General features: G+C 50.7%; 25 protein-coding genes. 12 read left to right on the forward strand and 13 right to left on the reverse strand.

Annotated features, from left to right (window positions below; all coding sequences use genetic code 11):
• Positions 1-33 precede the first annotated feature (33 nt).
• On the reverse strand, positions 34-1332 hold the full coding sequence (locus tag ACI955_RS09010) for a nitronate monooxygenase (RefSeq protein ID WP_415243412.1): 1299 nt from the start codon (positions 1330-1332) through the stop codon (positions 34-36).
• Between the two features lie 124 nt (positions 1333-1456).
• On the opposite strand from ACI955_RS09010, the gene ACI955_RS09015 reads away from it, so the two are divergent.
• Both ACI955_RS09015 and ACI955_RS09020 read left to right on the forward strand, forming a co-directional pair.
• Positions 1457-1657, forward strand: a complete 201-nt coding sequence (locus ACI955_RS09015; RefSeq protein ID WP_415243413.1) for a YdcH family protein — start codon at positions 1457-1459, stop codon at positions 1655-1657.
• 272 nt (positions 1658-1929) lie between these two features.
• The gene (locus ACI955_RS09020; RefSeq protein WP_415243414.1) at positions 1930-2703 is read left to right on the forward strand and encodes a methyltransferase domain-containing protein; all 774 of its coding nucleotides are present in this window, start codon (positions 1930-1932) and stop codon (positions 2701-2703) included.
• 15 nt (positions 2704-2718) lie between these two features.
• Here ACI955_RS09020 and ACI955_RS09025 read toward each other — a convergent pair whose 3' ends face one another.
• From ACI955_RS09025 to ACI955_RS09040, 4 genes are all read right to left on the reverse strand, one after another.
• On the reverse strand, positions 2719-3180 hold the full coding sequence (locus ACI955_RS09025) for a DUF962 domain-containing protein (protein ID WP_415243415.1): 462 nt from the start codon (positions 3178-3180) through the stop codon (positions 2719-2721).
• An 89-nt stretch (positions 3181-3269) separates the two neighbouring features.
• Positions 3270-3638, reverse strand: coding sequence for a PPOX class F420-dependent oxidoreductase (locus ACI955_RS09030; RefSeq protein WP_415243416.1), 369 nt, complete (start codon positions 3636-3638; stop codon positions 3270-3272).
• Positions 3639-3997: 359 nt separating this feature from the next.
• Positions 3998-4123, reverse strand: coding sequence for a hypothetical protein (locus ACI955_RS09035; RefSeq protein WP_415243417.1), 126 nt, complete (start codon positions 4121-4123; stop codon positions 3998-4000).
• Positions 4124-4402: 279 nt separating this feature from the next.
• On the reverse strand, positions 4403-5152 hold the full coding sequence (locus ACI955_RS09040; protein WP_415243418.1) for a glycerophosphodiester phosphodiesterase family protein: 750 nt from the start codon (positions 5150-5152) through the stop codon (positions 4403-4405).
• A 163-nt stretch (positions 5153-5315) separates the two neighbouring features.
• On the opposite strand from ACI955_RS09040, the gene asnS reads away from it, so the two are divergent.
• Positions 5316-6710: an asparagine--tRNA ligase gene (gene asnS / locus ACI955_RS09045; RefSeq protein WP_415243419.1), complete on the forward strand. Its 1395-nt coding sequence runs from the start codon at positions 5316-5318 to the stop codon at positions 6708-6710.
• Between the two features lie 376 nt (positions 6711-7086).
• Here the strand turns inward: asnS and ACI955_RS09050 are convergent, their stop codons facing one another.
• A complete protein-coding gene (locus ACI955_RS09050; protein WP_415243420.1) occupies positions 7087-8979 on the reverse strand; it encodes a VacB/RNase II family 3'-5' exoribonuclease in 1893 nt (630 codons plus the stop codon).
• A 358-nt stretch (positions 8980-9337) separates the two neighbouring features.
• Here ACI955_RS09050 and ACI955_RS09055 point away from each other — a divergent pair, with 358 nt between their 5' ends.
• Together ACI955_RS09055 and ACI955_RS09060 are read left to right on the forward strand one after the other, a co-directional pair.
• Positions 9338-10723, forward strand: a complete 1386-nt coding sequence (locus tag ACI955_RS09055; protein ID WP_415243421.1) for a PhoH family protein — start codon at positions 9338-9340, stop codon at positions 10721-10723.
• A gap of 160 nt (positions 10724-10883) precedes the next feature.
• Positions 10884-11132 carry a hypothetical protein gene (locus ACI955_RS09060; RefSeq protein ID WP_415243422.1) on the forward strand — a complete coding sequence of 83 codons (249 nt, stop codon included), beginning with the start codon at positions 10884-10886 and terminating at the stop codon, positions 11130-11132.
• A gap of 2 nt (positions 11133-11134) precedes the next feature.
• On the opposite strand, the gene ACI955_RS09065 is transcribed toward ACI955_RS09060, so the two are convergent.
• From ACI955_RS09065 to ACI955_RS09090, 6 genes are all read right to left on the reverse strand, one after another.
• Positions 11135-11530 (reverse strand): gamma-butyrobetaine hydroxylase-like domain-containing protein, encoded by a 396-nt coding sequence (locus ACI955_RS09065; protein WP_415243423.1) that lies wholly within the window; start codon positions 11528-11530, stop codon positions 11135-11137.
• Between the two features lie 93 nt (positions 11531-11623).
• The gene (hslU, locus tag ACI955_RS09070; protein ID WP_415243424.1) at positions 11624-12940 is read right to left on the reverse strand and encodes an ATP-dependent protease ATPase subunit HslU; all 1317 of its coding nucleotides are present in this window, start codon (positions 12938-12940) and stop codon (positions 11624-11626) included.
• 25 nt (positions 12941-12965) lie between these two features.
• Entirely contained in the window at positions 12966-13505 is a 540-nt protein-coding gene (gene hslV / locus ACI955_RS09075; RefSeq protein WP_368374661.1) for an ATP-dependent protease subunit HslV, read from the reverse strand.
• 119 nt (positions 13506-13624) lie between these two features.
• Positions 13625-14224, reverse strand: a complete 600-nt coding sequence (locus tag ACI955_RS09080; RefSeq protein WP_415243425.1) for an SPOR domain-containing protein — start codon at positions 14222-14224, stop codon at positions 13625-13627.
• A gap of 3 nt (positions 14225-14227) precedes the next feature.
• A complete protein-coding gene (gene argS / locus ACI955_RS09085; protein ID WP_415243426.1) occupies positions 14228-15982 on the reverse strand; it encodes an arginine--tRNA ligase in 1755 nt (584 codons plus the stop codon).
• 102 nt (positions 15983-16084) lie between these two features.
• A complete protein-coding gene (locus tag ACI955_RS09090) occupies positions 16085-18268 on the reverse strand; it encodes a primosomal protein N' (RefSeq protein WP_415243427.1) in 2184 nt (727 codons plus the stop codon).
• 213 nt (positions 18269-18481) lie between these two features.
• Here ACI955_RS09090 and rpmE point away from each other — a divergent pair, with 213 nt between their 5' ends.
• On the forward strand, positions 18482-18700 hold the full coding sequence (gene rpmE / locus ACI955_RS09095) for a 50S ribosomal protein L31 (RefSeq protein ID WP_368374665.1): 219 nt from the start codon (positions 18482-18484) through the stop codon (positions 18698-18700).
• A 337-nt stretch (positions 18701-19037) separates the two neighbouring features.
• Complete coding sequence (locus ACI955_RS09100) at positions 19038-20285, forward strand: malic enzyme-like NAD(P)-binding protein (RefSeq protein ID WP_415243428.1); 1248 nt, start codon at positions 19038-19040, stop codon at positions 20283-20285.
• Between the two features lie 76 nt (positions 20286-20361).
• Here the strand turns inward: ACI955_RS09100 and ACI955_RS09105 are convergent, their stop codons facing one another.
• On the reverse strand, positions 20362-21294 hold the full coding sequence (locus tag ACI955_RS09105) for a LysR family transcriptional regulator (protein WP_415243429.1): 933 nt from the start codon (positions 21292-21294) through the stop codon (positions 20362-20364).
• Positions 21295-21396: 102 nt separating this feature from the next.
• Here ACI955_RS09105 and ACI955_RS09110 point away from each other — a divergent pair, with 102 nt between their 5' ends.
• From ACI955_RS09110 to ACI955_RS09130, 5 genes are all read left to right on the forward strand, one after another.
• Entirely contained in the window at positions 21397-22617 is a 1221-nt protein-coding gene (locus ACI955_RS09110; protein ID WP_415243430.1) for an acyl-CoA dehydrogenase family protein, read from the forward strand.
• A 63-nt stretch (positions 22618-22680) separates the two neighbouring features.
• Complete coding sequence (locus ACI955_RS09115; protein WP_415243431.1) at positions 22681-23496, forward strand: SDR family oxidoreductase; 816 nt, start codon at positions 22681-22683, stop codon at positions 23494-23496.
• A gap of 7 nt (positions 23497-23503) precedes the next feature.
• Positions 23504-24574, forward strand: coding sequence for a phosphotransferase family protein (locus tag ACI955_RS09120; RefSeq protein ID WP_415243432.1), 1071 nt, complete (start codon positions 23504-23506; stop codon positions 24572-24574).
• On the forward strand, positions 24574-25266 hold the full coding sequence (locus tag ACI955_RS09125; RefSeq protein WP_415243433.1) for a histidine phosphatase family protein: 693 nt from the start codon (positions 24574-24576) through the stop codon (positions 25264-25266). Before ACI955_RS09120 ends, ACI955_RS09125 begins: the two co-directional genes overlap by 1 nt.
• 21 nt (positions 25267-25287) lie before the next feature.
• Positions 25288-26034 carry an SDR family oxidoreductase gene (locus tag ACI955_RS09130; protein ID WP_415243434.1) on the forward strand — a complete coding sequence of 249 codons (747 nt, stop codon included), beginning with the start codon at positions 25288-25290 and terminating at the stop codon, positions 26032-26034.
• The last annotated feature ends 132 nt before the right edge of the window (positions 26035-26166 follow it).

Consider the following 26166-nt stretch of genomic DNA (forward strand, 5'->3'; position numbering starts at 1 on the left):
GCCAGTAAGGTTCACTGGCGGTAATTGCGCTTATTATGCTTCTTCAGGCATTAGGCCATTGATTCGCTCTAATGCGTCGACGTACTCGGTGACTAAACGGAAAATCACGGAACGGGTTGATTCAACGTGGTTGATCTGACCGACGACCTGACCGACCGGGTTAAAGGCCACTTTTTGGCAATCGCCGGCTGAGGCATAGCGTGCGGTGCGGCGAATACCATCACCACTCACCAAGCCCTGCAGTGGCATCCCGAGAGCGTCTGGTGTGTCAGTGCGTTCCCAAGCTTCGGTCCACTCATTTTTTAGCATACGGCAGGTTTTCCCTGTCCATGCACGTGAGCGCACAGTGTCTTCGCTAGAGGCGGCCAGCAGAGATTCTTTTTGCGCAGGTTCAGCGTGCGCTTCTTCAACCGTCAACCATAATGAACCGGTCCACACGCCCTCACAGCCCATGCTCATTGCTGCCAGCATTTGTTGGCCGTTCCCAATGCCGCCAGCGGCTAGCACCGGTACAGGCGCTGCAGCAGCGACGGCTTGCGGCCATAATACCACCGAGCCAACATCACCAGCGTGACCGCCGCCTTCACCACCTTGAGCGACAATAAAGTCTAGGCCAGCATCTTTGTGCGCTTTGGCTTGCTTAACACGACCGCAAAGTGCCCCGACCAGCCGGCCACTGTCTTGAATTAACTTCACTTTGTCGGCAGGCGGGGTGCCCAGTGCATTGGCAATCAATTTGCATTTAGGGCGGGTTAGCGCCTCCATAAGTAGTGGGGTGGCGGTGGCTTCAGTCCAGCCAAGCAAGCCCATGTTACTGGTGCCGTCCGGCCATTCGGGCACGCCGGCATCGGCTAATAATTTTTGAGCAAAGTCGATATGGCCTTGTGGGACCATTTTCCAAAGTTCTTTTTCAAGATCTTCTGGGCTCGTATCGCCCATGCCTTCGTATTTTTGCGGAATGACAATATCAACGCCATAGGGACGGTCACCGATATGCTCATCAATCCAGTCTAATTCGGCCTTTAGCTCTTCCGGAGAAAATCCGACCGCTCCTAAGACGCCAATACCGCCGGCTTTACTTACGGCAACCACAACGTCACGGCAGTGGGTGAACGCGAAAATAGGGTATTCAATGCCGAGCTTCTTACATATTTCGGTATACATTTTTGGCCTCTGACTTATTTTGGCGCGGAGTACACGGCGCCATGAGTTGACTTGATTAGTATTGCGGACGCCCTCGATGCCGACAATGGCGTAAGTAATCAATCGCCATTGACTAAAAAGATCAGTATTCTCTGCCTCAGGGCCTGATAATTTTGACAGTGTCGACAATCTTGAGGCTTATAAGCACTAAATTTAGGCTCTTACTTGCTTTTGAACTTGTGTGTTCGGGCGGTGCATAGTAAAAAGTGTGATTACATTCTCGTACTCTCCCTTATAGGAATTTCGCTTAAAAATGGAAAGAATGCCCTCCATAAGCGCACGTATTTTACTTTTACGAATTCGTCATCGCGCGCTGGACACGGAAATCACTGAGCTGGCTTTGAATCCCTACCAAAATCAGCTGTTGTTGCAGCGCCTAAAGAAAGAGAAATTGCGTATAAAAGACGAGATACAGTGGTTAAAAGACGAGCTTATTCCTGATCTAGATGCGTGAACCGACAACAGCAGCACACCTTGTGAGATATATCTCACAAGGTGTGCTGCTGTTGTCTTCTTTCACTACCTTGGCAGTTCGTCATAATTACCGTTGTCAGGAAGACATGAGCATTCAAAGGAATGGGTGCGACATTGGATGTCGAAATTCTAAAAGCCGGAGCCGATGCTCTGGCTTTTTTTTGTATTGAGCTTTCGCCCCTGCTTGCCTAAGCTGCTCGTCTTTAGTCCCACCCTCTGATGACGGCCATTCTATGGTCGCATGGTTGATTGATGACAGATCGTAACTTTGACGGTATCGCCGAACGCTTTAAAAAAAATATCTATGGCAATGCCAAGGGTGAGTTGCGGCTCGCCCTGTGTTGGCGCGAGCTGGTTGATAAGTTACCCGCGCTTAGCGAGGGTCGGTCAATGTCGGTATGGGACGCTGGTGGCGGCTTGGGGCAAATGAGCATCCGCCTAGCAGAACTGGGGCACTCGGTGTTGCTCAATGATATTTCAGCCGACATGTTGGAGTTGGCGCGTAAAGATATTGCCGCGGCGGGTTTAGCTCCTCAGCTTGATATTCGCAAGGCATCCATCCAGGCAATCAGCGCTGCACAGAAACAATCCTTCGATTTGGTGCTCTGCCATGCAGTACTTGAGTGGGTAGCTGATCAGGAAGATGTCATCTCGTCGCTAGTGGCAGGAATGCGCCCCGGCGCTCATTTATCGCTGATGTTTTATAACTTAAATGCGCTTATTTTGAGCAATATGGCCAAGGGCAATCTCTACAAATTACGCGATAGGGATTTTGCCGGGCATCCCGGCGGACTTACGCCGCCGGGGCCGTGTGAGCCGCAACGGATTATTGAATTATTACAGCATGCCGGCCTTGAAATTGTTGCTAAGCGCGGTATTCGTTTGGTCTACGATTTGATGCCTAGGGCGGTGCGAGCTCAGCGAAGTATCACTGATGTGCAAGCCCTTGAGTGGCAGTACGGAGCAGACGAGCCTTTTTGCTCCCTGGGGCGCTATGTGCATTTGCTCTGCCGTCTACCAGAGTAGAAGTCTAGCGGGTGGCTAGGCCTTGCGAAAGCGAATGCCGAGCTTGGTGTATAGCGCGCCTAAAATCCAAAGTGGACCAATCAATAAGAACAAAATATCAGTAAAGAATGAGGGCTTTTGTGCTTCTTCTTTGTGGCCAATGAATTGGAAAATCCACGCGACAATCCAAACGGCAGCCGCGGGAATCCATAGCGGGAATGCCACATAACTTTGGTAGGCCATAATGCCGGCGGCCAACAACACTACTAACGGCAGCATGCCCATCGCGAGTCGCCCCGACAAATAACCATAGAAGAACATAGTGCCAATCAAAATCACTTGGCCTAGATTAAATGCCGTCGCAGGTATTTGTATCAGCCACAGCAATGCAACAGTGCAAACAGCAATTGCTGGAACGCACCAATAATGAATGCGTTTATTGCGTGGATTCTGGTGGGAGTCATTATATTCGTCTAGCCATTGATTCAGGGTGCGCACAGGCAATCTCCGTTGCTGTATCAAAACGGCTACGTTAGGCGAAGTCTCAATGTGGGTCAATGACCGCAGCGACATGACAAAGGGGTAATTTAAGTCAGATCTATACGAATGAAGGCGCGCTTATTCTTGCGGCCACTAAGAGCAGAGGTCATATCTAATAGACGCATTTGAAAACCGTATTTTTTGATTAGTAGGCGGTGTGCGATTTTACTTTCCGCTGCGTCGATTAAATAGGCATTGCCATTACTAGACTCGCCAAGCGGTTTGCCGATTACCGTACACGGGCCAATTTGACACTCGCTGAAATTGCGCAGGCGCTTAACCTTACCGGCGTTCCCCGCTGAAAAAACATACAGTGTGTTGTCGTCACCGGCACACCAAACTGGTGTTGGGACAAAACTGCCGTCGCGTTTTTTAGTGCTAAATAAGATATAGCTAGATTGGTATAGTGCTGTCATGGTGATAGATCCGCGGGATATTGAACATTGCATAGTGTGCTTTGTGTGTGAGTGTCTTGCAATAATTCTGCCAGCAGAAGGAAGTCATGTTTTCGGTATTATGAGTGGTATTTGAGAGTATAAGTTTAAGCGTAGAAAAAAGAGGAATTGCCGCCGATGGTTGGCGGCAAATTGTACTTCATGTCTGGGTGTGGTGATGGGTATGTGGGTAACTCAGACGAGTGTGGCGATACAATAAAATAAGCCTGTAAGGACGATGGAAATCAGGCTAAATTTTGCGCTCTGTTGAGCAAGGTCGCTTATAGTGCACGCAGTAATAATGTGCGGTGTCATGTTGATATTCTCCTGATTGGTGGTATTTAAATTAGGCCTGCAAAGCAAGATACTATGCCTACTGTAACAATGGCGATGAAGCTGTATTGAGCTGCTAATTCTGCAACTGCGCTAGCGTCGTAGCCTTGTACTGCTTGTTGTAATTGACTCATTGTATTGCTCCATTTATAAAGTTTTGTTGGTGTCTTAGCGACGAAGTAATTATACAAACAAGCAAGAAATATTTGGGTTACATAAGCCGTGTCATAGTAGTTACTAAATACGGTTTTCCGCCATTTTTTAATCTTTTGGACAGATTTGGTAGGGAGTAAAAACAAGGACTTAGCGTATCTATTAACAAATATTTAAGCAGCGGTTAAGTGGCGGTAATGATGGCGCGTGGGTTAAATTGTTGTAATAACTAGAAAAGTTACTAGGTCGTGGCGATGTTTTTATAAGTCTGACACGGCTTTTAAGGAGAATTCTTTGAGCAGTTCGCCAATCAGAAAGCTTTCTACGGCGACCGCGCCACGTGCAAACCAATCCTCGGCCTCGGCTTTAGTGCCCACCTCGTAAATTAGGATCGGCCAAGGCAGTACGCTGAAGTCAGCGCTGCTAGGTACACAGTTGCGGTCACAGAATACAACTTCGGGTTTGAGTTCAGTCAGTGCCGCAGACTGCCAGTCAGGCCATGCGTCAAAAACGGTGCCAAAGCGCTGCCAGCCCTCGTGACGAGCAAGGTGTAGCGCATTCAATTCAAAGCTAATAAGAATGCATTGCGAGGCGACTGGGCGCAGGGTGTTAATGATGGCATCGACGACGATCTGTTCGCCAAAGTGCGTCAGGCTCTCTTCCTTGATTTCAACGTAGGCGTTTATCTTGGGCTTGGCCTGAAGTAAAGCCACAATGTCGCTGAGCCGGCACATGGGATTGTCTTGAAATGCCGCGCCTAAGCGGTCGCTTTCGGCGGCGGAGAATGTATCGAGCTCGGCGGCGGTATATTCCCAAATTAAGCCTTTGCGCTGGCACATACGCATCAAGTTGGCGTCGTGGAAGACAAACGGAACCTGGTCTGCGCTGAGTTGGATGTCGAGTTCGATATTAACGGCGCCAGCTTCAATTGCCTTTATAAACGCGATGAGGGTGTTTTCAGGGTAGTGTTGACGCCAGCCGCGGTGGGCCACAAAGTTTTCTGCTCGCATAGCGGTTTCGTCGCAAATGGAATTTTGCAGTAGTATCCAATTTATTCTGGTCAGAATAAAGCGAGGCAGGCCTAATCTGATTAAAAGACAGCGCTAGCTATGACTATTGCTATTGGCGCAGCACGCATATAATACGGCCTTAGCCTAATTTTTTGGAGAACATATGTCTGCAGTATCGATAAAGGCCTTGTTGGCGGGGCAGTGTGAACCGGGGTGCGAGGTAACAGTAAAGGGATGGATTCGGAGCCGTCGAGATTCCAAGGGTGGCTTTTCGTTTTTGGCCGTCCACGATGGATCTGCGCAGGCAGCGATACAGGTTGTCGCGCCCGGTGAAATGACGAATTACGAGGCCGAGATTTTAAAGTTAACGGCGGGCTGTTCGGTTATTGTCAGCGGCGATTTGGTCGCCTCGCAGGGCAAGGGTCAGAGTGTCGAAATCCAGGCCAAGCATATTGAGGTCTGTGGCTGGGTAGATGATCCAGATACTTATCCTATCGCGAAAAAACGTCATAGCTTCGAGTATTTGCGTACGGTGGCCCATCTTCGGCCGCGCACGAATACCTTTGGCGCAGTGACACGGGTGAGAACCGTACTCGCGAATGCGGTGCATCGCTATTTTTACGAACGGGGCTTTCAGTGGATTAACTCCCCGCTGATTACGGCGAGTGACTGTGAGGGCGCCGGCGAGATGTTTCGTGTCAGCACCTTAGATTTAATGAACTTACCTCGCACCGAAAGCGGCGGCATCGATTTCAGCGAAGATTTCTTTGGCCGCGAAGCCTTTCTCACGGTGTCTGGCCAGTTAAATGCCGAGGCCTACTGTTTAGCTATGTCTAAGGTATATACCTTTGGACCCACCTTTAGAGCGGAGAACTCAAATACTAGTCGCCACCTTGCCGAGTTCTGGATGGTGGAGCCTGAAATCGCTTTTGCTAACCTCGACGATGATGCTGCGCTGGCGGAAGATTTTTTGCGCTACCTACTGTCCGAGGTATTAGAGCACTGCGAAGACGACCTCGCCTTCTTTAATGAGTTTGTGGATCAGGGCGTGTTAGCTCGTCTCCAAAAAGTGGCCGGCACCAGCTTTGAGCGCATGGACTATAGCGAAGCGATTAAAATACTGGAGAAGTCTGGTAAGAAGTTTGAGTTTCCTGTCCGCTGGGGGGTAGATATGCAATCCGAACATGAGCGCTACCTGTGTGAAGAGCATGTTGGCGGCCCGCTGATAGTGACCAATTACCCCAAGGACATAAAAGCATTTTACATGCGCATGAACGACGACGAGAAAACTGTTGCGGCGATGGATGTGCTAGCGCCAGGCATTGGCGAGATTATCGGTGGCAGTCAGCGTGAGGAGCGTTTAGATGTGCTTGAGCGACGCATGGCGGAGCAAGGCCTGGGTGGCTTGGAGTGGTATCGGGATTTGCGCCGCTATGGCACGGTGGCCCATGCAGGTTTTGGTTTGGGGTTCGAGCGTCTATTAAATTACATTACCGGCATGGACAATATTCGCGATGCTATTCCCTTTCCTCGGACACCAAAACATGTCGATTATTAATGCGCCTATAGCTTGGTATATTAGCGTTAGCGCGCCTAATGTTCTAAAGAAATGGCCTAGGTTTCATCTGCAAGTAAATTGGTCAATGTATAGCCGGGCAAGGCTTTGAGAAAATCTGGCTGCGAGTTGGGGTAAGTGGCGATGATGTTGGTGAGGTTGCCAAAATAGCGGAAAGTGTTCGAGAAGATATTTTAAATCGCTAGGGTGTCTGACTTCTAATGGGTCCTGATTACCAGTCCTCAGGGCTTCTAGTGTTACCGCTTTCTGGTCTCAGCGGCTGGTGAGTGCAGTGAAGCAGTAACTACTCAACTGTGGGCTTTAACCAGCCCACAGTTGAGTCGTTCTGACTTATTTGAAACACCGCTTAGCGTAGTGACTACGGGACCAGCAAGAATATCAGTTTACGTTGGAAGTCATCTAACTCTGATGTTTTAACTTTAACCAGTTGGTCGAGTTGAAATACACTTTTATCGTTGAACAGCCGCAGCGTGTTTGCGTCGAAACTTAATTTTTCTGGAATAGTGCGAGCTTCAACGAAGCCGCTAATCCCATTATCAAGCAACTCAACAGTAAAGCCACCGCCATTAACGTGAGCAATGCGAGCTTCGTAAACCGTATCTGAGGTATTACTTGCCAGATATTGATACTGCAGCCATTGCTCCATTTGCTTACTGGCCTGGCGACCGTTGCGAATAGTCTCTTGCAGCTTAGTGAGCTCGGTATCGATGGGCAGACTTGGGCTCTCCTCGTCGAGCTTGGCGCGAATACAGCGCTGAACTAGCAAGTCGCTATATTTACGCAGCGGCGAAGTAAACGTAGTGTAACGTTCTAAGCCGAGTCCAAAATGCGGTTTTGGCGTTAGGCTAATATCCCCCGGCTGGAGCATGCGGGCAAAGATACTACGCAGAGGGAGTGAAGATTCACTGCTATCGCTAGCCTTAATAAGCGCCTTATAGCCCGGCAGTGCGCTTAAGTCGCAGTCAGCCAAGCTGGGTATTTCTTTGTTGATGACCGCGCGTATATTGTCGTAGCGGTCTTCTCGCAGGCCGGCATGACAGATATACACCGCCGGCGAATCTGCTAGCCATATCGCGGCGCTGCGATTGGCGGCCAACATACACTCTTCAACTAGGCGATGCGCGTCATTGCGCTCGACCTTAGTAATACTCTCAATTTTGCGTTGCTCGTTGAGCTGGAAATGAAAGTCCGGCTGCTCCGGCATAATGATATGGTGTTCGCTGCGATATTTCCTCAGAGCTAAGCTCGCCGCGTATAAATCTTTTAGACCGTCTTGATTTAAATCCATCTCACCGTGAAGGTGGGCGTGTACATCGTTGTAGGTCAATTTGGCGCGCGAGCGAATACGCGCTTCGCTGAACTGAATGTCGCTGATCTCACCATCGGCGCTTACCTGAACGCTACATACAATCGCAGCGCGGTCTTCATTGGCCATTAATGAGCAGCTTCCCTGCGATACCGGGTTTGGCAGCATGGTTTGGGTGAAGCCGGGTAAATAGACGGTGTTGGCGCGTTGCTTGGCGGCAATATCTAGCGGGCTATCTGGGGTAATGAAGGCGCCGGGATCAGCAACCGCGATATGTAAAGTCCAGCCATTATCGTTGGCTTGTGCCCAGAGTGCGTCATCGATATCACGGGTTTCTGCTGCATCGATGGTGACGAAGGGGATATCGAGCAAGTCTTTGCGGGTGTCGGCGCGAATATCGTCGCCAATACTGCAGTCTTTAGGCCAGTCTCTGGGTAATTTGAACTTACGTTGAATGTACTTGCCTTCAATGCCGACGGTATCGGGGCTGCCGATGTTCTCTAAAACTTTGACTTGAGACTTGCCATCTTTGAACGGGTGTTGGGCAACTTGGCAGTAAAGGAAATCACCCTCGCTGCATTTTTTACGCTGTGACGGCGGAATAAAAAGCAGCTTATTGAAACGGGGTAAATCCGGTTCGATAAAGTGACCCTGGCCGCGAACGACGTAGCGACCAGTAAAGCAGTCTAAGGGGCTCTCTAGTAGCTTTTCTAGCTCAGCCTTGAACTTACCTTTGTCATCGGTAATAACCGTGATTTTAACGCGGTCACCGGGGAAAACCCGCTGCATATCATCTGGAGCGAGAAATACATCGCGGCCATCATCGAGGCGGACAAATCCAAAACGTCGCTGGCTACCGCGAACTTCGCCTTCACCTTGGTCTTTAGATTCTATAATTTTGGATTTCAGCTGATTTAGCTGCTGCAGGGCATTTTTGTCGAACATGAATCAATGTTACCTGTATTCGGGGCGCGAAAAAGGGGTACAGGGTAGCGGAAATATGAAGCCGAGTCTTCCGATATAAGCGCGATAACGGTTGACAATGATGGCCATCGCTTTTAATAATTAGGCTACGTTGTGTTGTATGGATCGCTATATTGCCGTCACACGTTCAATGCCTTCGGGCATACAGTCACCATACTTTTGCGCGCGGCATCCACTCAAGCTCGCGACCATCGCCCTGCGCTCCGCGACATGGCGGCCTCTTTCCCCTGATACCTCCCTTGTCTGGTTTCGTAAACTTGCTTTTTTATGGCAGTAGCTGGCGCCAGCTTTCTTTTATGTTGTTAACAGAGAGTGCCCTATGGAAAAAGTCTATGTGCTTGATACCAATGTTTTACTGCATGATCCAATAGCGATAAATGCCTTTCATGAGCATCGGGTGGTGATTCCGATGACCGTGTTGGAGGAATTAGATCACATTAAAGACCGGCGAGACAAAGACGTCAGTCGCGAGGCGAGGATAGCGATCAATGCTATCGATAAAATTCTATTTAATGCCAGCCCCAAGGCGATTCAGGAGGGGGTGCCAATTCCCAGTGCGCTCGGTGGCGAAGAGACCGGTACTTTGGCCATTTTTCCTGATCAATTAATTGACCACAACGTACCCGCACCCTACCTTGATGGCAGTCAGCATCAAGCAAACGATAACCGTATCATCAATGTCGCACTGAATTTACAAGTGAAAAACCCTAATGCCTATGTGTGTTTGGTAACTAAAGACATCAATATGCGATTGAAGGCCAAGGGTTCGGGGCTGGAAAATGTAGAGGATTATCGCAAAGACCGCGTACTTGAAGATATTCAGTACATGGCAAAGGGTTACGAGCATTTGCCCGGTAGTTTTTGGAGTCAAGTAGACAAGGTGGACACTCTTAGAGATGGCGGGCAGACCTTGCATGTATTGAACCGGGAGGTGCTCCCTAAGGTGCACATCAACGAGTTTCTTTATGATGATAGCGGCTTCGTCAGCATGGTGCGGTCGGTAGATGAAGAAAAGCTAGAACTGCTGGACTTAAGTCGAGACCAGCTGATGAATCAGCGTATGTGGGGGCTGAGTCCGCGTAACTTTGAGCAGGCCATGGCTTTCTTTTTAATTTCTCGACCGCACATAGATATGACCGTGCTAACTGGGCCTGCGGGCTCTGGTAAAACCCTAATTGCGCTCGCCTATGGACTGCACGCGATTTTAGAGGAAAAGCGCTTCGATAAAATGATTGTGGCGCGGTCTACGCCGCCTATAGCCGAAGATATCGGCTTCCTGCCCGGCACGGAGGAGGAAAAAATGGCGCCTTGGTTGGCGGCGTTTGAAGACAATCTTGAAGTCTTACACGGCACTGATGAGTCACCCTATAGCAGTATTGAGTATGTTAAAGACAAGGCCAATATTCAGTTTAAGTCCTTGAATTTTATGCGCGGCCGCTCCTTCAATAATGCCTATATCGTCATTGACGAAGCCCAGGGGCTGACCCAATTTCAGCTTAAATCTATTATTACCCGGGTCGGGGTGAATTCTAAAATTGTGGTCTTGGGTAATCTCGCCCAGATTGATAACCAATATATATCGCCATTAACTTCGGGGCTTACCTATCTTGTTGAAAAGAGTAAGAACTTTGAGCACGCGGGGGTGATGCATGTGAACGGTATCGAACGTTCGCGTTTAGCTGCATTTGCAGAGGAAAATTTGTAGGGCAGTTTCGATATCTTAAAATGGTGGTGGCAAGGCGCTTCGCGCTCTTGCTGCGTAATCGCACTTTTCCCGTCTGTCAATACGGTGATATGCGCCTGTTCCCAATCATGGTCGTGGCGTATGTTTGTAGTTTTATAACCTTGGTGGCGTCGGTGAGACTATGAGATTTATTCAGGGGCAGCGTGAAGCGCGTCCGGCGATTCCTGACGATGCGCTTGAGTTGCTAACATACATGCAAAAAGCATCCTTGCGCCGTATAGAAAACTTTGGGTGGACGCTTAAATTTATTCGTCAGCCGAGTTTTGAGCCGCCGCTAGTGGTGGTCGAGAATTCAACGGGTGTGAATATCGGCGTATTAGAAGAAGACGGCGGTGTGAACCTCAGTCCGCGGATTATTTTGCGTGATTAAGCCTAATTGAAAAATTTGACGACCTGCTCATCGGGGTCGCGACTGGCATTATTTTTCTCGAGCTTTTGCAGATACGCCTTCCATAGAGCCTCTTGCTGATCACACAATTCCCGCAAATACGTCCACGAAAAAATCCCGCTGTCATGCCCATCACTAAATACTAATTGCAGAGCATAATTACCAACTGGAATGAGTTCAGTGATCTCTACCTTAAGCTTGCCAGTCTGCAGCGTTTCTTGACCCGCGCCGTGACCGCGCACTTCCGCAGATGGCGAGTGTACGCGAAGAAATTCGCTGTTCAGTGAGAACTGCTCGCCATTGGCGTAGCTGAGTTCTAACTGTTGAGACTGCTTGCGAAATTTTATATTAGTCGGATTAGTTTGTGGCAGGGCGGTCATATCGATTTACCGGGGTCGACAAGAATTAGGTCTAAAGAGCGATGCGCACCACATAGGCCTGGGGTGCAGCATCGCCAAGTGTAAAGCCGCAATTTAAAGAATAAAGCGACTCAAGTCTTCGTCTTTTGCTAATTCACCGAGTTGTTCAGAGACATATTCTGCGTCTATGGTGACCGCTTGTTTGTCACCGGCATCGAATGAAATAGTTTCTAATAAGCGTTCCATAATCGTATGCAGGCGGCGGGCGCCAATATTCTCGGTGCGCTCGTTTACTTCCCATGCAGTTTCAGCAATACGCCGAATACCATCTTTAGTAAAGTCTATTTTCAGACCCTCGGTGGCGAGTAGTGCTTGGTATTGCTCTGTAAGTGAGGCGTATGGTTCGGTAAGAATACGCTCAAAATCTTCAGGCGTGAGTGCCGATAGCTCTACTCGAATAGGCAGGCGACCCTGTAGCTCGGGTATTAAGTCTGAGGGTTTGCTCAGGTGAAATGCGCCGGAAGCCACAAATAAAATATGGTCAGTGCGGATGATGCCGTGCTTGGTGCCAACGGTGCAGCCCTCTATTAAAGGAAGTAAATCTCGTTGCACACCTTCGCGGGAAACATCGCCGCCGCCAGCTTCTTGGCGTTTGGCCACTTTGTCAATTTCGTCAATAAAGACAATACCCGTTTGCTCAACGGCTTCCAGAGCACGTGTTTTTAGGTCCTCTTCATTGACTAATTTTGCCGCCTCTTCATCTTGGGCCTGCTTTAACGCTGACTTGACCGTCATGCGTCGGGTTTTCTTTTTTTCACTGCCGAGTTTAGAGAACATACCCTGCAGTTGGCTGGTCATTTCTTCCATACCCGGTGGAGCCATGATTTCTACGCCAAGCGGTGTTGCGTTTAGCTCGATATCGATCTCACGCTCATCTAGCTCACCCTGACGCAGCTTTTTACGGAAAAGTTGGCGGGTATTGTCGCTGCGGTCTTCGCCACTGCTGTCGCCTCTAGCCGACGGGAGCAGGATGTCGAGTATGCGCTCTTCGGCAGCATCGGCGGCCCGGTGGGCTACCTGCTCCATCGCTTGCTCGCGGTATAGCTTTATTGATACATCAACTAGGTCGCGAATAATGGATTCGACATCGCGCCCAACATAGCCAACCTCGGTAAACTTAGTGGCCTCTACTTTGATAAAGGGCGCATTAGATAGCTTAGCCAAGCGGCGGGCGATTTCCGTTTTACCGACCCCGGTGGGGCCAATCATTAAAATATTTTTGGGGGTGATTTCGTCGCGCAGTGATTCTTCCAGCTGCATACGGCGCCAGCGGTTGCGCAGGGCAATCGCCACAGCGCGTTTAGCGTTGTTCTGGCCGATAATATGTTTGTCTAGTTCGTGAACAATTTCACGGGGTGTCATATTTGACATCAGATACTCCGAGGGCGCCTTGGCGCTAGTATTCCAGTGATTCGATGGTGCGACTGTGGTTGGTATAAATGCAGATGTCGCCGGCAATAGTCAGGCCTTTTTCTACAATATCACCCGCACTTAATTCGGTGTTGTCCATCAGCGCGCGCGCCGCCGCAGTGGCAAAGGAGCCGCCAGAGCCGATCGCAATCAGGTTGTCTTCTGGTTCGATAACGTCACCATTGCCGCTTATGACGAGGGTGGTTTCTTTGTCCGCGACAATTAACAGCGCTTCCAATTGGCGCAATGAGCGTTCGCTACGCCATGCTTTGGCGAGTTCTACGGCTGCTCGCACTAATTTACCGGAGTGCTTTTCAAGCTGGGCTTCAAATAATTCAAAGAGCGTAAATGCGTCAGCAGTGCCGCCGGCAAACCCTGCTAGAACTTGGTCTTTATAAAGGCGGCGGACTTTGCGGGCGTTGCCCTTCATAACCGTATTGCCCATGGTGACTTGGCCGTCGCCGCCGATGACAACGTGATTGTTACGGCGAACGGAGAGAATTGTGGTGCCGCGAAACTGTTCCACGCGGGACTCCTTATCATTAATAAAAGGTGGATTTTTTAGGGGACGGTGACATTTCATCCCTACAGGGATGTGGGGGCGCCCCTGACTATTTCAAGGGCGCCTTGCCTGGATTGGAGTCGCTATTTTTTCTGGCGAATAACCAGGGTATCAATGCTTTCGTTGATGAGTTTGCTACGTGCATCGGTGAGGGTGTTGTGGGATTGAAAGGGGCCGACATACACACGGTGCCAGCGATCGCCGTTGGCTTCTACAGATTCCACCTTAGCGTCTAGGCCAAGTAGCAGGATTTGTGCTCGGCGGCGATCTGCATCGGCGCCTTGCCGAAACGAGCCGGCCTGCAAGATGTAGCGGTCGCCGCTGATGTCGGGCTGATCTACTGGGGGCTTATCGGCTTGCTTTACTGAGCTTTTAGGTTTGGGCGCGGAGCGTGCTTCGTCGGTCACAATCACTTCGCGTTCGGGCAGCACCGTGAAAAAATCAAATTTGGTATTGGAGGTCACATCTTTGCGGTCTTGCTGGGCCTTTTCCTTTGCCGCAGCAGCTTTGCTCTCGGCCAACTTAGCCTCGCGCTCAGGGTGTTTACTGATGATGGTGGAATACACCAGCACCGAGCAAATAATACCGGCGATAAAGCCAGTGCCTAGCAGGACAGAGGCGGGAAGCCCCTGCCGGCTGGGGCTGCGAGTTGCGCCTCGGGTGGTCTTTTTCTGTGTTGCCATGCCTTACATTTCCTCTGGGGAGGATACCCCCAGCAGTGTCAATCCATTGCGTAATACCTGCTGTACGGCGCAAGCCAGCGTAATCCGGGCATCTCGTACAGCGATTTCCTCACCCAGCATCTTGTGGGCATTGTAATAGGTGTGGAATTCACCCGCTAATTCTCGCAGGTAGTGCGCGAGTGCGTGGGGCTCAAATTGCTCAGCCGCACTTTTTAGTATTTCTTGATAGCGCGATAATTTAACCAGTAAATCTTTTTCAACATCGTGACTGAGTGCTGATAATTGCTTAAGCCCAGTTTCAGCGGTCCAGGTTTCACCCTGATCCTCTAGCTTGCGCAAAATGCTGGCAACCCGCGCATGGGCATATTGAATATAATAAACCGGATTGTCTTTGCTTTCTGACTTAGCCAGCTCTAAATCGAAGTCGGTTGCTTGGTCGGCCTTACGCATAATGTAGAAGAAGCGCGCCGCGTCATTACCCACGTCCTCACGCAATTCCCGCAGGGTGACAAACGAGCCCGAACGCGTAGACATTTGCAGTTGCTGGTCACCGCGATACAGCGACACGAACTGAACCAGCCGCACGACCAATCTGTCAGGGTCTATATTCAAGGCCTGCAAGGCAGCTTTTACACGGGCGATATAGCCGTGATGATCCGCTCCCCAAATATTGACCACGGTGTCAAAGCCGCGCTCAAATTTATTCAGATGGTAGGCGATGTCAGAGGCGAAATAGGTGGTTTGGCCGTTGTCGCGTTTTACCACGCGGTCTTTGTCGTCGCCAAAGCGAGTGGACATAAACCACAGGGCGCCATTGCGCTCTTCAATAAAGCCGTTTTCTTGCAGCTTGCTAATGGCGCGTTCAACTTGATCCGGCGCTTGAGTAAGACTGCGCTCAGAAAACCACTCTTGAAATTCAATGCCAAACTCCGCGAGATCACTGCGGATGTCACCGATAATAGCGTTTAAGCCTTTGTTAAAGACAATGCTGTAATTGTCACCGAGCAGGGCTTTGGCGTTTTTGATAAAACCGTCAATGTGCTTCTCTTTATCACCGTCGGGGCCGTCCGCGCAGACATTGGCAAGGGCATCGCCGGCGCTGTGGTGCAAAATTTTGCCATGTTCGGCTAATAGGTCGCGGCCGTAATCGGCAATGTAGTCGCCCTGATAGCCATTGCTTGGGAAAGTAATGGCTTCACCGCAGGCCTGCAAGTAACGCAGCCATACGCTGGTGCCCAGAATGTCCATTTGGCGACCGGCGTCATTGATATAGTATTCGCGGCAGACGTCATAGCCTGCAGCTTCGAGCATATTGGCAACACTCGCGCCGTAGGCCGCGCCGCGACCGTGGCCGACGTGGAGTGGGCCGGTGGGGTTGGCCGAAACAAATTCTACTTGTACTGATTTGCCGCGCGATGCTTGGCGCCCAAAATTATCGCCCTGCTCGAAAATATCGTGCAGAACATGGAAGTTACTCTCTTCAGTGACGAAGAAATTAATAAATCCGGGGCCGGCGATTTCTACTTTGACGATATCGCTATTGTCGGGCAGTGCCTCAACAATTTGCTGGGCGATCACACGGGGGTTGGATTTTAATGGTTTTGCCAGCGTCATCGCGACATTGCAGGCGAAATCGCCATGGGCTTTATCGCGGGTGTGCTCTATTTGAATGGATGCCACCAAGTCGTCTGGCCAAGACTGAGCCGCACGCAAGGTCTGCAGGGCCTGTTCAATATATTGGGCGACTTTCTCTTTCATCGTGTGGCAGCAGCTCTTTGGTCAAAACAAGGCCGCGTATTATCACCGTTTACGAAGCTCGCCGCCAGTGCTGGGGGCGCTTGCAGTGGTTTTGATTGCGCTTTAAAAGAGATCGATAGGGTCTACGTCGACTGACCAGCGCAGATTTTGCGGTTTGCTTAATTGGTCGCCAATATGACAGGCGGTATGTAGCTGCCTGTGTAGCACGCTGCGACGTTCGGCCTGCAAAATGAGTGCGGCTCTAAACCGACCCGCTTTTCGGGTCATCGGCGCCGGCAGTGGGCCGACGATACTCCAGCCGGTGTCGCCCGGAGCTAGCGAGGCTCTAAGGCGTTCTAAAAACGCTTCGGCGCCCTCCAGAGAAGTCGCATCTGCGCGGATCACGGCACTGAAGCTAATGGGTGGCAGTGAAAATAGTTGGCGCTCGGCCAGTAATTGGCGGGCAAAAGGTTGATAGCCATCGTTGACTAAGGCTTGCAGCGCCGGATGTTCAGGGCAGTGGGTTTGAATGTAGACGGTACCGAGTTTATCTGCGCGCCCGGCGCGCCCGGCAACTTGCACGAGTAGCTGCCCGCTTCGCTCTGGGCCGCGAAAGTCGGCACTAAATAAGCCGCCATCAATATCTACAATGCCAACCAAAGTGACATCGGGGAAGTGGTGGCCTTTGGCTAGCATTTGCGTGCCCACCAAAATACAGGGCTTGCCGGTGCGAATATCATCTACCAGTGATTGCATGCTGCCTTTGGCAGAGGTGGTGTCGCGGTCTATGCGAATAACAGGCACCTCTGGAAAATGCCGCTTCAAGCTAAGCTCAAGACGTTCGGTGCCGGGGCCTTGGTAGATAAGTTGGTGATGGTGGCACTGAGGGCAAATAGTCGGCAGGGCTTCGCTAGCATCGCAATGGTGGCAGCGGAGTTCGCGGCGGCCAAAGTGGACCGTCATTTTGGCATCGCAGGCTTTGCAATTTGCCAGCCAGCCGCAGCTATGGCATTGCAGCTGGGGCGAAAATCCCCTGCGGTTTAAAAAGATAAGCGCTTGGTTACCGGCGGCTATTGTGCGAGTGGTGGCGTCTAGCAATGATTTGCTAAGGCCTTCATCTAGTGACTCATTGCGAATATCGAGTAGGCGAATTGCGGGGGCGCTGGCACCGCCGGCACGCTCTCGTAATTCCAATAATTGGTAGCGATTTTGGGCGACGTTATGCAGGCTGTCTAAGCTGGGCGTGGCGCTGCCCAGGACTACGGGGCAGTTATGATCGGAGCCGCGTTTTACGGCAATGTCTCTGGCGGAATAGCGCCAGCCGTCTTGTTGTTTGTAAGAGGCATCGTGCTCTTCATCGACAACGATTAGCCCCAAATTATTAAAAGGGGTAAAAACTGCCGAGCGAGTGCCGAGCAAAATTTGATGTTCGGCTGATTCGATTTTGCGCCAATTTTGAAACCTCTCGCCGTCACTTAGCCCCGAGTGCAGGGTGCTGACGCAGCCGGGAAAGCGTTGTTCAAAGCGCTGTAGCGTTTGCGGTGTGAGGCCAATTTCAGGAATAAGCACCAGTGCCTGTTCGCCGCGCGCGAGGCAGTATTCAATAGCCCGCAGGTAAACTTCCGTTTTGCCGCTGCCGGTTACGCCATCGAGTAAAAACCGGTCGAAGTGGCCAAGTCGTGCGGAAATGGCGTTAACGGCCGCATCTTGCTCACTATTTAAAATCGGCTTATCCGCATGCATATAACTGCCGTCGGCAACTGGCGCATTCGCCTTGTTCAGATAGCCGCCGTTAATGAGGGGGTTGAGAATATTATTGCTATAGCCTAAGTCTTTGATCTGGCGTCGGGACAGCTGCCCCGACTGCTGGATGACAGCAAGTAGACTCCGCTGCTGGTGCGCGCGTGCCGAAAGCGGCGGTAATTGCTTAATCTCCGCGCTGCACTGCCAATATTGAGCTGGTTTTTCTTTGGCTTGCTCGGCTTTGCGCAGGGTGACGGGCAGCATCTGTTGAATGCAGTCGCCAACCGGGTGGTGATAGTAGTCGGCCGCCCACTGCCCAAGCTGAACAAGGTCTAAGGGCAGTGTCGGTTTTTCGTCCAGCACTCTCAGTACGACTTTCATCTTATTAATAGGAATATCGTTGCTTGAATCGGTGGCAATAATCACCCCCACTAAGCGTCGTGGACCGAAGGGTATGCTCACCCTCATACCGATCGCGGGCTCCTTTCCTAAGCTCTCTGCCCACAGATAGTCGAAGCCTCGGCGCAGGGGGCAGGGGACGGCAACAGTGACAAATCTTGGCATGGCAGAGCGGTTTCAATGCAGTAAAGAGTCACAGTGTATAAGAAATAATGGGCGGGTAAGAGTAGCGATTTTTTCCTAGGTCGCGGCGTGCTTGCTTATTGAACAATTTCTGTTAATATTCGCCGCCTGAAATTCAAGCTATTTTTGAGGCTTGTCAGCCCTGCGCGGTGCCCGGCAAAAGATCGGGTGGCGGCGACCATTGAGGAAAGACCCATGAAAGCAGATATCCATCCTAATTATGTTGCTATCAACGTAACGTGCAGCTGCGGTAACGCCTTTGAAACGCGTTCTACCCTCGGTCAGGCACTTCACGTTGACGTATGTGCATCGTGTCACCCGTTCTACACTGGTAAGCAGAAAATGCTAGATACCGGTGGCCGTGTTGATAAGTTCCGCAAACGTTTCGGCAGCCGCGGTACCGCTAAAGCGTAATATCGCCTTAGTGCTTGGTGGTCTGCGATTGCAGCCACGCAAAGAAAGTGCCCGGTTAAGAATTTGACCGGGCATTTTTGTCTACAGCTTTTGGTTTTTTGGCATCTAGATTGGATGTCGCGATAGCGGCGAGTATACTTTCGCGTTATTGGATCGCTAGTGCAAGGCATGACCCTGTATCTGCGCTTTTTACAGCGCGGCTAAATGTTGTCTGAATACTCGAATCTTCTTATTTAGCTGTAATGCAGCGTTGTCACACTCCTGCTATGGTAGGCGACGATACTTTTACAACCGCTTTTGCACCCTTCTGTGAAAAGCGAAAATCGGGAAATAAAGAATGTCCAAAGATGTGAAGCAAGCGGCTCTGGATTACCACTCTCTCCCCACGCCGGGCAAAATTGGCATTATGCTGACCAAGCCGGCTGAAACCCAGTACGACCTGTCGCTGGCATATAGTCCAGGGGTGGCGGAGCCTGTGCGTGAAATCGCAAGAGACCCTATCAATGCCTATAAGTACACCAGCAAGGGTAATTTGGTCGCGGTAATTTCTAATGGCTCGGCGATTTTGGGCTTGGGTGATCTCGGTCCGCTGGCAAGTAAACCGGTTATGGAAGGCAAGGCGCTGCTCTTTAAGCGTTTTGCTGATATAGATTCGATTGATATCGAAGTGGATGCCGAAGACAGCCAGTCATTTATCGATACCGTTAGGCGTATTTCAATCACCTTTGGCGGCATTAATTTAGAAGATATCAAAGCACCAGAATGCTTTGAGATTGAGCGCGTTTTGAAAGAGCAGTGTTCCATTCCTGTTTTTCATGATGATCAGCACGGCACTGCCATAGTGACGGCGGCGGGTTTGTTGAATGCCTTGGAAATTCAGGGCAAAGATATTGAAACGGCAAAAGTTGTTTGTCTGGGCGCGGGTTCTGCGGCCATTGCCTGTATGAAATTGCTGGTTAGCTTGGGTGCGACCTACAAAAATATATATATGATCGATCGTAGTGGTGTAATTTATCCCGGTCGCGCTGGCTTGAATAAATACAAAGAAGAATTTCAAAACGATACCAATGCGCGGACCTTGAGCGATGCGATTAAGGATGCGGATGTGTTCGTCGGGCTTTCTGGTCCCAACTTGCTAAGCGCCGAAATGCTGTTGTCTATGGCGCCAAAACCCATAGTGTTTGCGTGTTCAAATCCCGACCCTGAAATTGAGCCGGAGTTGGCCCTGTCAGTGCGCGATGACTTAATCATGGCGACCGGTCGTTCTGATTACCCGAATCAGGTTAATAATGTATTGGGCTTTCCGTTTATTTTCCGTGGTGCTTTAGACGTACGTTCAACGGCGATTAACGAGGAAATGAAAATTGCGGCAGTTCATGCAATTCGTGAACTGGCAAAAGAAGACGTACCGCAGGTGGTTCTCGATGCCTGTGGCGTGGAAGAGCTTATTTTTGGCCCGAACTATATTATTCCCAAGCCGGTTGATCGCCGTCTATTAGGCCAAGTTTCTGCTGCTGTTGCTCAGGCTGCTATTGATAGCGGTGTGGCACAATTACCGTATCCTGAGCATTACCCCTTAAGCTAAGCGTCACTAGCGTAAAGTAAAAGCTGTCCAGCATAGATGCGGGCGGCTTTTTTTATGCCCTTAGATTGGGGCTTTCTCAACGGGTTATCTTATTGCCGTTTTGGGAAATAATCGTTTGAATGCACGCTCTCAGCCATTCATGTGCGGCATCGTTATTAGCGCTGCTATGCCAGTACATCATCATCTCTAGTGCCGGAATTTTAAGGGGCAGCGGCATGATGTGCAGCGGCAAAAATTGTTGGAAGCGCTGGGCTAAATGCTGGGGCAGGGTCAGTAGTAAATCAGATGTGGCAGCAATATGGCTCGCCGAGTAATAGCTTTGGCCGCGTAAAATAATATGCCGATTTAATCCTTTGCGGTTTAGGGTGGCGTCTTCTAATACCGTGCCGCGGCTGCGTCCCGACACGGTGATATGCCCTGCATTTAAATACTGTTTCAAACTTAGAGGCTGCTTCGCCAGTGGATGATCTTGGCGCATTAGCACGCATAAACTATCTCTAAATAAAAATTGCTGTTGGATGCCGCTGTCCACCGGCTGTGGAATATCTATCGCCATAGACACTTCGCCGCTGATCAGTTGGCGGCTTAACTGATCCCGCACCAAGCGCTGACTTTGCAGGGTAATAGCTGGGGCGTGCTGCTGTAGTAGGGAGATTAAATCGGGCAATGCCACAAACTCGATGGGATCGCCCATGCTGACAATGAACTGACGCTTCGAGGTGCTGGGGTCGAACTCTTGCCCTTTGTGCAGGCTTTCTTGCAGGGTCATTAGGGAGTTGGCAATATCTGCGGCGATGCTATCAGCAAGTGGGGTTGGTGCAATGCGGCGGCCACGACGCACAAATAGCGGGTCGTCAAAGTGCTCGCGCAGTCGTGACAGAGCGTTGCTCACCGCGGGTTGTGTAATGTGCAGATCTTTAGCCGCCTCGGTGAGAGAGCTGGCGCGGTAGACCGCGTCAAAGACTTTAAATAAGTTTAAATCCATAGCCAAAATTACCACTAGAGCCATTCAATACATTCATACTCGTGATTATAGTTCATTTATAAAATAAATTAGACTGATGTATTGTGGGGCGCTATCTTTAGCCGGATAACTACAGGAGAGCCAATCATGGATTTTAGCCATAGCCCGCGTTGCCAAGAATTGATCGATCAAGTCCGCGCCTTTATAAAAGACCGCGTAGAACCCTTAGAAGCCGAACTATTGCCGGCAATGCTCGCTAGTACCAATGGCGGGGATTGGACAAAGTGGAAAGTTGATCCAAGAATTGAAGAGCTCAAGGCTGAGGCCAAGGAGTTGGGCCTGTGGAATTTCTTTTTGCACGATGCCGAACGCGGTGCTGGCCTGTCCACCCTAGAATACGCGCCCCTGGCAGAAGAAATGGGCCGATCGCATATAGCGGCGCAAATTTTTAACTGCAGCGCGCCAGATACCGGCAATATGGAAGTGTTGTGGAAGTACGGCAGTGAAGAGCATAAACAGCGGTGGTTAGAACCCTTGTTAGAAGGCAAAATTCGCTCAGTATTCTTTATGACTGAGCCCGATGTCGCTTCTTCAGACGCAACGAATATGGAGGCCTCCATTATTGAAGATGGTGACGACCTCATCCTCAATGGTAAAAAATGGTGGTCATCCGGTGTCGGCGATCCGCGTTGTGAAGTCGGTATTTTTATGGGAGTGAGCAACCCTGAAGCGGCGCGCCACAGCCAGCACTCAATGGTACTGGTGCCCATCAAAACCCCGGGCGTAGTTATAAAGCGCATGTTGTCGGTCTTTAATGCCTATGACGAGCCAGAGGGTCACGGCGAAGTCTGGTTTGAAAATGTACGGGTTCCCAAAACAAATATGATTCTGGGTCCCGGTCGCGGTTTCGAAATTGCCCAAGGGCGTCTTGGGCCCGGCAGAATACATCACTGCATGCGCGCGCTGGGCGCGGCAGAGAAAGCCCTAGAGCTGATGGTTAAACGCGGCATGTCGCGAGTTGCCTTTGGTAAACCGCTGATTAAATTGGGCGGCAACCAAGAGCGGCTGGCTAATTTGCGTATTGCCATCGACCAGGCGCGTCTGCTGACACTGTACGCGGCATGGAAAATAGACAATGTTGGCGCGCTGGCGGCTTTAACTGAAATTTCAGCGATCAAAGTCGTAGCGCCGAATGTATTGCAAGACGTGGTTGATGCGGCTATTCAAATGTACGGTGGCGCTGGGGTATCAAACGATACGCCGCTGGCTGGTATGTTGGCTATGGCGCGAGTGCTGCGCCTCGCCGATGGCCCAGATGAAGTCCATCGCGGCTTAATTGCCCGAAGGGAATTAGCTAAATATAAATAGCAAAATTAGCTAATTTGGTAGAAATAAGCCTTACAACAAACATAGCGCGGGAGCAGGGTAGCAATGGGGTCTAAACGAGTTTTTATCACCGGTGGTGCGTCGGGTTTAGGGCGCGCCCTAGCGAATCGCTTTGCAGATGCCGGATACTCGGTATGCATTGGTGATGTTGATGATGGTCGCGGCGCAGAGGCACTGGCCGAATTAAAAGCCAAAGGTACGGCGCATTATGTAAATTGCGATGTGACTCATGAGAGCGCCCTGCAAAGCGCAGCAGATTGGTTGCAGAGTAATTGGGGCGGCGTAGATGTTGTTATCAATAATGCCGGCGTCGCATCTGCGGGTGGTATTGGCGAATTTTCTATGGACGACTGGGAGTGGATTGTAAACATCAATCTGCTCGGCGTTGTGCGCGGCTGCAAAGTGTTCACAACCTTGATGCGTGAACAGGGCAGCGGCCATATCGTTAATATCGCCTCGCTCGCGGGCTTGATTTATCCGCCCAAAATGGCCTCTTACTGCGCTACCAAAGCGGCGGTCGTGGCGCTGTCTGAGACCATGACCTTGGAGCTAGACCCCGACAATATAAAAGTCTCGGTGGTGTGTCCAAGTTTCTTTAGAACTAATCTCGCCGAGTCGGTGCGGGCCTCTGACCCAGACAGCCAAGCTGCAACCCAGCGCTTGGTAAACAAGGCCAAGCTCGGCGCAGAAGAAATTGCCGGACGCGTTTTTAACTCTATAGAGAAAGGTGAATTCTATATTCTGCCTCATCCTGAAGGTCGTTCGATATGGCGTTTGAAGCGCTTACTGCCGTTTAAAATCTATCGCGCCAGAATGTTGAAACAAACCGCGCGAATGATGACCAAACGGCGCAGGAGCTGAGTGCGAAATGGCGAACAAGTCAGTGATCGACGTCGCGGGTAAAGTGCGCAGCGGAGAAGAGCTTGATATTGCAGCAGTAGATGCATGGCTAAAACCGCGCATTGATGGCTTGTCTGGCGAGCCCCTAGTAACGCAATACAGTGGCGGGGCCTCTAACTGGACCTACCGTTTGGAATACCCCAGTCACGATCTTATTTTGCGGCGACCGCCCAGGGGCACCAAGGCAAAATCTGCCCACGATATGGGGCGGGAATTTAAGGTGCAATCAGCCTTGGCGCCGGTCTTCCCTTTTGTGCCAGAGATGCTCGCCTTTTGCGATGACTCTTCTGTTATCGACTGCGATTTTTATGTCATGCGCCGCATTGAGGGCTTAATTCCCCGAGCCAATATGCCAAAGGGTTTAGAGCTGTCTAGCAGCCAAACGCGCGACTTGTGTTTGTCGGTGGTTGATAAGTTAGTGGCCTTGCATCAAGTCGATTACGATGCCGCCGGCTTGGCATCACTGGGCAAGGGCGACGGGTATTGCGAGCGCCAAGTAGGTGGTTGGAGCGGCCGCTATCAAAAATCTAAAACCTGGAATGTGCCTAGCTTTAAAAAAGTGATGGCGTGGCTTGCTGAGAACACTCCGCAGGATGTGCGCAGCTGTGTTATCCACAATGACTTCCGCTTCGACAATGTGGTGCTTAATCCGGAGCAGCCCTCAGAGGTGCTGGGTATTCTAGACTGGGAGATGGCAACCCTTGGCGATCCGCTGATGGACTTAGGCAGTGCCTTGGCGTACTGGGTGCAAGCCGATGATGATAAATTGTTGCGCAGCACCCGGCGCCAGCCCACGCACTTACCGGGCATGTTAAGCCGTGACGAAGTGGTAAGTTATTATTGCGACAAAATGGGCTTAAGCACTGACAAGTGGTGCTTCTATGAAGTCTTTGGTCTGTTTCGCTTAGCGGTCATCATTCAGCAAATTTACTATCGCTACTACCATAAGCAGACTAGCAATCCGGCCTTTAAAAACTTCTGGTTAATTGTGTGGTATCTAGATCGTCGCTGTCAGCGAATTATTCGGGAGCAGCGCTAATGCCCGCCCTGTATTTAATTCGTCACGGTCAGGCGTCATTTGCCGCAGCAGATTACGATCAACTTTCCGAGCTCGGTGCCCAGCAGTCGCAGCACTTGGGTGAGTACTTTGGCGCCCAAGGGGTGAGCCCGGATACCGTCATTTGCGGCGGCATGAAGCGTCACCGTCAAACGGCAGAGCACTGCCTAAAGGCTTTGAAACTCGCGCCTACGGCGGTCTCGTGGCTGGAAGACAGTGACTGGAATGAATACGATCACACTGGTTTGCTAGAGGCCTATACCGTATTGCCTGGCAAAGCTGATGAGTTAATGACTGATATGTCGGGAGAAAATCCTCGGGCCGGATTTCAGCGCCATTTTGCTGCAGCCATGACGCGCTGGGTTAATGGTGGTCATGATCAGGACTATACGGAATCTTGGAGTGAGTTTTGCCAGCGAGTGGCGCGCGGATTGATGGCTGCGGCGGAGGGGCGCAAGGGGAATGTCTTTGTGTTCACCTCGGGCGGCGCGATCTCGGCAGTGTGTCGTGATTTGCTGGGTTTAAGTAACAGCAAGACCGCAGAGTTGAGTTGGCAGCTGGCCAACGCCGGATATACCAAAGTGCTGGCCGGTTCAGCGGGAATAAAATTAGCCAGTATTAATGAACACAGTCATTTTGATGGCCGCCATCGCGAGCTATTAAGTTATCGTTAAATTATTATTCCAGGAATTCTTATGCGTAAAAATATACTCATTACCGGTGCCAGCTCAGGTCTAGGTGAGGGCATGGCTCGCGAGTTTGCAGCCAAGGGCTGTAATCTAGCACTTTGTGCAAGGCGCTTAGAGCCAATGCAGTCTTTAAAGGCTGAATTAGAGGCGTCGAACCCGAGTATTAAGGTGTTTATTCGCGAACTAGATGTGTGTGACTATCCGCAAGTCTTTGAGGTGTTTAACGCTTTTCGCGAAGACCTTGGCAGTCTCGATCGGGTTATTGTCAACGCCGGTATGGGCAGGGGTGCGTCCTTCGGTACCGGCTATTTTGAGGCTAATCGCAAGACCGCAGAAACCAACTTTGTCGGCGCGCTGGCCCAGTGTGAGGCGGCCTTGGAAATCTTCCGCGCTCAAAATAGCGGTCACCTAGTAACGATATCATCCATCAGCGCAGTGCGCGGTATGCCCCGCGCCATCAATATATATGCGGCTACCAAGGCCGGCTTGCGCACCATGACCGAAGGTATTCGCGCCGATTTATTGGGAACGCCGATTAAGGCTAGCTGCATATTGCCGGGCTTTATCCTTACCCCGATAAACTCTGATTTGAAAAAAGCGCCTATGCGGGTAGATTTGAAAACCGGTTGTAAAGCGCTGGTGAAAGCCATAGAAAGAGAACCCGCCGAAGCCAAAGTGCCGGCTTGGCCTTGGGTGCCGGTGGCCCTGGCAATGAAGTATTTGCCGCTGTCAGTTGTCGCCAAGATGACCTAAGTGGTTATGGGTTTTCGCAGTTTTGTGCGGGCGGAGAGACCGTTAAATACCCGGATAAGTTTGGTCTTGTCGTCTTGCAGAAATAAGCAAATCTCAGGCATTAAAAAAGGCGGGGGCACCTAGTGCTTCCCG

The organism is Zhongshania sp., from assembly GCF_047636175.1.
Lineage (GTDB): Bacteria > Pseudomonadota > Gammaproteobacteria > Pseudomonadales > Spongiibacteraceae > Spongiibacter.

Excerpts from the sequence above, each read along its gene's own strand:
- ACI955_RS09015 (WP_415243413.1), top strand. The coding sequence starts at position 1,457 with ATGGAAAGAATGCCCTCCATAAGCGCACGTATTTTACTTTTACGAATT.
- ACI955_RS09020 (WP_415243414.1), top strand. The coding sequence starts at position 1,930 with ATGACAGATCGTAACTTTGACGGTATCGCCGAACGCTTTAAAAAAAAT.
- ACI955_RS09030 (WP_415243416.1), bottom strand. The coding sequence starts at position 3,638 with ATGACAGCACTATACCAATCTAGCTATATCTTATTTAGCACTAAAAAA.
- ACI955_RS09035 (WP_415243417.1), bottom strand. The coding sequence starts at position 4,123 with ATGAGTCAATTACAACAAGCAGTACAAGGCTACGACGCTAGCGCAGTT.
- ACI955_RS09040 (WP_415243418.1), bottom strand. The coding sequence starts at position 5,152 with ATGCGAGCAGAAAACTTTGTGGCCCACCGCGGCTGGCGTCAACACTAC.
- asnS (WP_415243419.1), top strand. The coding sequence starts at position 5,316 with ATGTCTGCAGTATCGATAAAGGCCTTGTTGGCGGGGCAGTGTGAACCG.
- ACI955_RS09050 (WP_415243420.1), bottom strand. The coding sequence starts at position 8,979 with ATGTTCGACAAAAATGCCCTGCAGCAGCTAAATCAGCTGAAATCCAAA.
- ACI955_RS09055 (WP_415243421.1), top strand. The coding sequence starts at position 9,338 with ATGGAAAAAGTCTATGTGCTTGATACCAATGTTTTACTGCATGATCCA.
- ACI955_RS09060 (WP_415243422.1), top strand. The coding sequence starts at position 10,884 with ATGAGATTTATTCAGGGGCAGCGTGAAGCGCGTCCGGCGATTCCTGAC.
- ACI955_RS09065 (WP_415243423.1), bottom strand. The coding sequence starts at position 11,530 with ATGACCGCCCTGCCACAAACTAATCCGACTAATATAAAATTTCGCAAG.
- hslU (WP_415243424.1), bottom strand. The coding sequence starts at position 12,940 with ATGTCAAATATGACACCCCGTGAAATTGTTCACGAACTAGACAAACAT.
- ACI955_RS09080 (WP_415243425.1), bottom strand. The coding sequence starts at position 14,224 with ATGGCAACACAGAAAAAGACCACCCGAGGCGCAACTCGCAGCCCCAGC.
- argS (WP_415243426.1), bottom strand. The coding sequence starts at position 15,982 with ATGAAAGAGAAAGTCGCCCAATATATTGAACAGGCCCTGCAGACCTTG.
- ACI955_RS09090 (WP_415243427.1), bottom strand. The coding sequence starts at position 18,268 with ATGCCAAGATTTGTCACTGTTGCCGTCCCCTGCCCCCTGCGCCGAGGC.
- rpmE (WP_368374665.1), top strand. The coding sequence starts at position 18,482 with ATGAAAGCAGATATCCATCCTAATTATGTTGCTATCAACGTAACGTGC.
- ACI955_RS09100 (WP_415243428.1), top strand. The coding sequence starts at position 19,038 with ATGTCCAAAGATGTGAAGCAAGCGGCTCTGGATTACCACTCTCTCCCC.
- ACI955_RS09105 (WP_415243429.1), bottom strand. The coding sequence starts at position 21,294 with ATGGCTCTAGTGGTAATTTTGGCTATGGATTTAAACTTATTTAAAGTC.
- ACI955_RS09110 (WP_415243430.1), top strand. The coding sequence starts at position 21,397 with ATGGATTTTAGCCATAGCCCGCGTTGCCAAGAATTGATCGATCAAGTC.
- ACI955_RS09115 (WP_415243431.1), top strand. The coding sequence starts at position 22,681 with ATGGGGTCTAAACGAGTTTTTATCACCGGTGGTGCGTCGGGTTTAGGG.
- ACI955_RS09120 (WP_415243432.1), top strand. The coding sequence starts at position 23,504 with ATGGCGAACAAGTCAGTGATCGACGTCGCGGGTAAAGTGCGCAGCGGA.
- ACI955_RS09125 (WP_415243433.1), top strand. The coding sequence starts at position 24,574 with ATGCCCGCCCTGTATTTAATTCGTCACGGTCAGGCGTCATTTGCCGCA.
- ACI955_RS09130 (WP_415243434.1), top strand. The coding sequence starts at position 25,288 with ATGCGTAAAAATATACTCATTACCGGTGCCAGCTCAGGTCTAGGTGAG.